The following is a 6,880-nucleotide window of genomic DNA, read 5'->3' on the forward strand; positions in this document are numbered from 1 at the left end:
TGTATCAAAATACTGCTAGTTTCGCGATGGTTTGTAAACATTCAGGTTTATTTTCGGCATAAATAGCGGTGGTAATCGTGTTGGCATGGCCGGCCAAAGATGATACAGCTTTGATACTGACACCCTGCTCAAGCAATCGGGTAATAAAAGTGCGACGACCAGAGTGAGAACTCGCACCAATTATACCAGCTTTGTCATAAAGAGATCTGAACCATTTTTGCAGCGTGCAAGGAGTAAATTCTTTTTTCCGCTGCGTTTGAAATAATGGTTTATTAAGCTCGGAACCCACTATGGTTTTTAAGTGGTCGGTAAGTGCTGCATAAACCTTTTTATTGGTAAGATAAGCGTAATGTTGTTTTTTGCCCCAATGCATTGAGCGTTTAAGACAAATTTCATCAAGAAGTCTATATTGCTTGTCGGCAACGTCTTTTATAGTAAGCGATGCGATTTCTTTTGCACGCAGCCCCAACCCGAATGAGCAATATACAAGAGCAATATTGCGAATGGCAAATGAGCCAATTTTTGCTGCAATGAGTAGTTGTTCGAATTCAAACTCATTCAAAATTTTCGCTTTACCTTTTTTTGCCATGTCAGCACCACCATAAAAATAGATTAAGTATTACCAATTAACAAACATTCTCTTGCTGCCAATACCACTTCATTAGTGATATATTGCAATTGATTCAACTTTAATAGTCGATCAATTTGCATAAATAACCGATTCAATAATCGAAAATTACCATTAGTGATGCGCATAATGGATGCCATCGCCTCATGATCAGAAAATTCCCCTTGCTTTAATTTAAGCCCTAATTTTCGCCAGTTATGTTCTAGGGTAAATAACATTTCTTCCTTGGAAAGTGGTTTGTATTCATGAGAAAATCCTATTCGCGAATAAAGTTGTGAATACCTCGATAATCTTTTTTCCAGCCCTGGCATACCAATAAATACAATGGAAATACCCCTGTCATCGTATAATGATCTTAATAATTCCAATGCGGAGAAACTAAGTCGTTCCGTTTCATCAATGATTATTAATTTGCAGTAATTTTTCGAGGATAATTTTAGCATTTTAATAAAATTCTCTTTTTCTTCTTGATTTAATTGGGTTTGTTCATCGATCATTTTATTTGCTTGTGCAGCTTGAACTACACGATCAAAATAACAAATGTTCTGATTCAAGGTATTTAGCATTTGAAGAGCAGATAGCGGGGCGATTGGAGTATAAAAAATGGTCGTGCAGTTACTAAGTCCAGTTGGTACATGACGATTGTCTTCAATTGCATATCCATTCGGGTTTGCAGACAAGATTAGCTTACGCTTGCTGTAATGTTCTGCAGATTGCGTTTTACCAACTCCGGGAGATCCATAACAAATGCCAATGTATTTGTATTCGACGCAAGCATCACAAAACTCCTCAAATCGCTGATATCCCTTGGTTTCTAAAAACATATCATCCATGTCAGGTAGCTCATTCATGCTTATACCTCTTTATTTTGACATGGCTGGCTTTTTTTTGTTGTTCGATAGGTGGTATTGGCGTTGGTTTTCCGGTTATTTTTGTTGGATTTTTTAACAAGGCATCTACAATTGAACACCGCTCGCTGATATTGTCTCGTAATTCTTTCCTTCGAGCATTTCTCGCCTGGATAATTTCTTTCAAACTGACTGTCCCAGTGTCTAGTTCCTGTGAAATTGCGCGGCACAAAAAACTACCCTTGTGAAACACGCGAATTTCGGCAAGATCCCTTGGATCATAACGAATGATGACATCCTCGCCCACAAAGCCCGCAAGGGTTGTAGAAAAATAACGGAATCCTTGAAATTTTATGCCATCTCTGTGAACTCTTCTTGGTTTTGCTACCATCAATAATAATGAATCCAGTGACTCTTGTGTTTCAGGGATCTGAGGCAAAAAACAATTGCTTTGCCATTTAATGATTGGCGCAACTTTGGTTGAACTATGTGGCTGGTTATTGTATTCATCCAACATAAATAATTTTAGTTTTAATTCAAGCTCTTCAAGCGTCAAGCATTCATTATTTTTTACAGAAATACCTGGTTGCACGTATCCAGGTAAGTCTTGAAGAACGCGTTGATTTATAGTTGCAAAAAATCGCTCGATCTTTCCGCGACCACGGGGTTTGCCGATAGTCGAAAAAATTAATTGTATTTTCAATGAGACACAAACTTCTTCAATATGATGCGATGTAAAATCGCAACCATGATCGGTATACATGATTTCAGGAATGCCGCAGATAGGCCATTGTTTCTCATTTTTTATCCATATCGCCTGACGCAACGCTAACGATGTTTGTAGTGATGATGGAGCATGAAAACTTAAATAATATCCAGCAATGCCCCTACTGTAATCATCCATAATAACGGTGAGCCATGGTCGTTTAATCCCACCTTTATCATCAAGCACGTAGATATCAAGCAATGTATGATCCGCTTGCCATATTTCATTTGCCCTCGACGCCTCTCTGATATAAAGAAGATCATATTTTTGCTGGTATGGTTTTATACTTTCGTGCGCAAGGCTGATGAGATCAGGGGAGATATTATTAACAATCTTTGAAACAACGGCATAGCTAGGTATTGGCAGCCCATTATCTTTGGTATGACGCACTATTTGTCGATGAATTGCAGCAACGCTACGTTTTGGTTTTTGCAGAGCTAGCCCTTCAATTACTTGCGCCAAATTTTCTGTTAGTTGGCGATGGCACCCCTTATCATTACGCGCTTTTGATTTTAATCCGTCTAACCCATGGACTTTGTATTGGTCTATCCACCGATGCAAACTCCTAATGGAGATACCTGAATCCTTCGCGATAGAAATCAGAGTCGCCTTATCTTCTAAATACAACTGAATGATTTTAAATTTATCAAAAGCGCTTTTTTTACTCATATATACTAAAAAACTCCAAAAAAGGATTTGGCTTGCACTTTATGTTCAATACCAAAATTGATTGACTGTAAAATACTTTGTTGGTCAAATATTATACTTTGCCTTTTTTATTTTGTATACTTTATAACGACCGTTATTGTTGATATTAATTGTTTATGTCTTACACTTTATTATTTAATAATAATATGTATAATTTAAATCATTATTTAACATTAAATGTTAACAGGTAATTTTTTGAGTAAAATATGGCCAAAACAATCGCATATATTCGTGCATCGACAGACAAACAAGATTTAAACAATCAAAAGCTTGAGATTTTTGAGTTTGCAAAAAAAAATAAGCTTGAAGTGGATGATTTTATCCAGATGACCATTTCCAGTAGAAAAACTACAAAAGAGCGCCGTATTGATGAAATGCTCTTAACATTAGAAGATGCTGATACGCTTATTGTCACAGAGCTAAGTCGATTGGGTCGAAGTACTGCGGAAGTCATAGGGTTGGTTAATGAATTAATACAAAAACAAGTGCGAGTAATTGCTATTAAGCAAAATTTAGATATTAAACAGCATGATATGACTTCCAAAGTAATGATTACGCTATTTTCATTATTTTCTGAACTTGAGCGAGACCTGATTAGTCTGCGAACCAAAGAGGCGCTTGCTAGTAAAAAAGCGCAAGGAATTCAATTAGGGAAACCAAAGGGCACTATTCAGCAAAGTAAATTCGATAAAGATCTAGAGAAAATTAAAGAACTATTAACGTTAGGATTGTCAGTCAGAAAAATTGCGAATTTTTTAGGGTATACAAACCATATTGGCCTTAATACTTACGTTAAAAAGCGAGAATTAAGGCATAAATTAGATAGTAAGTAAAGAATTTTTGTTGATAATGCAGGCCATGTGTTCATATTTGGTACATATTGATGTATAATAATTCATCTATTTGCGGTCTTATGAGTGATGAATGATACTAACTAAACTACAGTTTATTAAGTCTAATGAAATAATAATAAACGCATTAAACAATTTTTTAAGAAAACTTATTGAAATCGAACAGAAGTATGAGATAGACAATCGGCTCTCGTCAAATTCAGCCCCCCTTTTTAGCAGCCTGCAATATGAATCTATAGAATTTGCAAGTGACGAGGAAGAGGAAGGTTCATATATTTATAACGATTATCTCTATGGGATGATTCTCACAATTCAGGAAGAGAAAAATAAAATTGAGGATGAAACTAATGGACAGGAATCCTTATTCTGGACTGAAATTAAAGACGCATTATTGCTTCTTGATATAATTTTTTGGCAAAAGCCAAGTGACCTCGAAAATCCAATTATAAGCGTTTTGCACCGAATTTGGTTTGGCTCATCTTTACCTGAAAACTATCAAGAATTTGTATTAAATTTTAAAAAACATAATCCTCATTTTAAAATTATTCTTTGGACTGATTTTGATACAATAACGTCCGAAGAATATGGAAACTTTCGGGCATTTTGTAATAAGCATAATATCACATTAGAAAATATACGTGAGCATAAAAATATATGTAATTACGATCTGATTATAGAAGAATTAGATGCGGTAAAAAGCGATCCGAAAAACTTTAGAGTCCATTGTGTAAGAGCGTCAGATTTATCAAGGGTAGCTATTTTAATTGATCAGGGAGGTCTTTATACCGATACCGATACCGATACTTACGCCACGCTCCCGGAAATTGATCTTCCTTTAGGATTTCTTATAACAAAAGCATCTCGCGGAAAACCAGTTCTTAATAAGAGACTCAATTTTGCGGCAATTGGATATGATTTTATTGCTGCATTACCCCAAAATAATATTTTGATCTTGGCAGCTGAAATTTCCCGATTAGATTACACGGTTTATCATGAGAATAAGGATACCCGATGGCAAATGTCAAAACAGCCTCATATTCATCTGGCATCGACTATTAGATTAACAGGTAGTTCTATATTCTGTGCTTTAAATTACTTACTGGCAAACAATCAACTACCAGAAGATAAAATAGATAGTTTATTTTATTCTCCAGAAACTTATATGCCATCTTACTATCATAAAAGCTGGCTTAGCCATCTAGATAAGCATGTAGATGAAATTATTGGTCTTACTGAAGAGCAACGCGCTGAGGAACAGCAAAGTTTAGAGAATTTCTTAATGGAAATTGATGAAGTGAGGGAAAAAGCTTTTCCTACAAGGGTTATAAAATCTAACTCAAGTAATTTAGAGAAGATTGGTTTTTTTTCTTCTGAAGTGAGTCAACAAAAAGGCTTAAATTTTAGTGCCATTTATGATGCACTAACAAGCAGGTTCTAATTTAAATAAACTAAACAGTGCCATTTAAAGTTTGAATTTTCGTGCCAAATAAAGATAAAACTTACAGCTTAAAATCTAGATGGGGGCTGGTGACATCCTCTTTTGGTTATAAGAGGATGTGTTTTTGTTCTTTGACAAGTGTAGCTTCTATGTAGATATGTTTTTTCTCCACAGAACACCTAACGGACTTTTTGATAATTTGGTTTTAGTCGGGCAGAGGTGTTAAAAACCTCCCTTTTTTCCTATAAATGGGTGCCCAACTATTAATCTATAATTAATAAATAATGAGATTTAGTGGCTTATAACATGCTAACAAAATCGTTCAATGACGTGGTCAAGCAAATTGAGGAAACATTAAGATTGTTTAGCATTAAGTGCTTAAATAAATTAAGGAAAGACGAATCACTTGAATATTAATGAAGACTTATTAATTTTTGATGATAAATCAGTTAAAGAAAAGAGATTTCTGCTCTCTACTCAATTAAAAGAAGATAATTTTAAAGAAATATGGATTGGGCCTAGATGTAATCCTCAAATGAAAAATAATATATGCAGAATGATAAAATCATTAGGGTATGATATTTCTAAGATAAAAATCGAACAGGTTAATTTACCCTATAGGTAAATTACGTAAACGGTTAATTAAGGATATTTGTAAGCTATATAAGCAAATAATCTTCTATATTTACTGAGGGGGGATGGTAAAATCTTATTTGAGCTCTTATCTCAAGGACCCTACCGATTGTGAAAGTAGTTGATTGTTAATTACTTAAAAAATGATTTTAAACAAGTACATATATCAATAATAGAAAGACGACGAGAATAGAACATTGACGAGAAATTTTCTAAGTAATATGAAATATGCTAGAAAATAATGCCATAACTTCGTAACAGCTTTTCTGCTTCTAGGCCATAAGCTCCGGCAACGCCTGGAATGCCAGTGATTAATACCGCTCCATTGCCGGTATCAAAAACAGGTGTTGTTGGATTTACTGTAAACCCCCAATGCGTCTGGTCAGCAGTTTGGCCACTTGTCGTATTTGGTGTGCCAGTTCCGTTAATAACCAATGCCATATTTCCATAAACAATGGTTGGTGGCGTGAAAATAATCGGGCTAGCTACTGCTTGTGGGGTATGGGTGGTCGCGTCATATACGACTTGAGCCGTTTGACCAATAATATTTTGGAGAGGGGTGATTTTTACTTGATAAATGGCTGCAGTCCCAGAACCTGTACCGGTACAAAAAGTTGAGCGGTGTACCCCAGTAGCTGCCCATCTGACGATCGTAACTCCGTTATAAGGCAGGTTGGCAACGGTGGTGCATGGTTGGGTACTGTTCGCGAAATCATATACTTCTATCTTGATGCTGGATTGTGTTAATCCAGCTGTACCGTTGCCAAGTTTGTTAACTATTACTAACTGCCCAGTGCTTGGAGAAACGGCAAAAATTGTTCTTGAAGCGAGCAAGGTTACAAAAATCATTGATTTTAAAAATGTGCTTTTTGTCGTTTTCATATATATTTAGTAAGGTTCCGTCATGCATTAATTTTATATAATTTAGCTGCCTGTGTGAGCACATAGCAGGAGTAGTCATTTGCTCCGCTGCTCAAAAAAAACAATTTTGGCTCAATCTAGCAAAAT

The 6,880-nt window shown here is 35.6% G+C and carries 7 protein-coding genes; 3 read left to right on the forward strand and 4 right to left on the reverse strand.

Going from position 1 to position 6,880, the window contains the following annotated elements:
• Positions 1-4 precede the first annotated feature (4 nt).
• The 3 genes from LDG_RS08155 to LDG_RS08165 are packed head-to-tail and all read right to left on the reverse strand — an operon-like array spanning position 5 to position 2,911.
• Positions 5-589 carry a tyrosine-type recombinase/integrase gene (locus LDG_RS08155; RefSeq protein WP_006870792.1) on the reverse strand — a complete coding sequence of 195 codons (585 nt, stop codon included), beginning with the start codon at positions 587-589 and terminating at the stop codon, positions 5-7.
• A gap of 23 nt (positions 590-612) precedes the next feature.
• On the reverse strand, positions 613-1,479 hold the full coding sequence (locus LDG_RS08160) for an AAA family ATPase (RefSeq protein WP_050805535.1): 867 nt from the start codon (positions 1,477-1,479) through the stop codon (positions 613-615).
• A complete protein-coding gene (locus LDG_RS08165) occupies positions 1,472-2,911 on the reverse strand; it encodes a Mu transposase C-terminal domain-containing protein (protein WP_006870795.1) in 1,440 nt (479 codons plus the stop codon). Before LDG_RS08165 ends, LDG_RS08160 begins: the two co-directional genes overlap by 8 nt.
• A 245-nt stretch (positions 2,912-3,156) precedes the next feature.
• On the opposite strand from LDG_RS08165, the gene LDG_RS08170 reads away from it, so the two are divergent.
• From LDG_RS08170 to LDG_RS08180, 3 genes are all read left to right on the forward strand, one after another.
• Complete coding sequence (locus LDG_RS08170; RefSeq protein WP_006870796.1) at positions 3,157-3,783, forward strand: recombinase family protein; 627 nt, start codon at positions 3,157-3,159, stop codon at positions 3,781-3,783.
• A 91-nt stretch (positions 3,784-3,874) separates the two neighbouring features.
• Positions 3,875-5,239 carry a glycosyltransferase gene (locus LDG_RS08175; RefSeq protein WP_006870797.1) on the forward strand — a complete coding sequence of 455 codons (1,365 nt, stop codon included), beginning with the start codon at positions 3,875-3,877 and terminating at the stop codon, positions 5,237-5,239.
• Positions 5,240-5,645: 406 nt separating this feature from the next.
• On the forward strand, positions 5,646-5,864 hold the full coding sequence (locus LDG_RS08180) for a hypothetical protein (RefSeq protein ID WP_006870799.1): 219 nt from the start codon (positions 5,646-5,648) through the stop codon (positions 5,862-5,864).
• Between the two features lie 239 nt (positions 5,865-6,103).
• Here LDG_RS08180 and LDG_RS08185 read toward each other — a convergent pair whose 3' ends face one another.
• Positions 6,104-6,754 carry a hypothetical protein gene (locus LDG_RS08185; protein WP_040534979.1) on the reverse strand — a complete coding sequence of 217 codons (651 nt, stop codon included), beginning with the start codon at positions 6,752-6,754 and terminating at the stop codon, positions 6,104-6,106.
• Positions 6,755-6,880: the final 126 nt, after the last annotated feature.

It is taken from the genome of Legionella drancourtii LLAP12 (genome assembly GCF_000162755.2).
GTDB classification, from domain to species: Bacteria; Pseudomonadota; Gammaproteobacteria; order Legionellales; family Legionellaceae; genus Legionella; species Legionella drancourtii.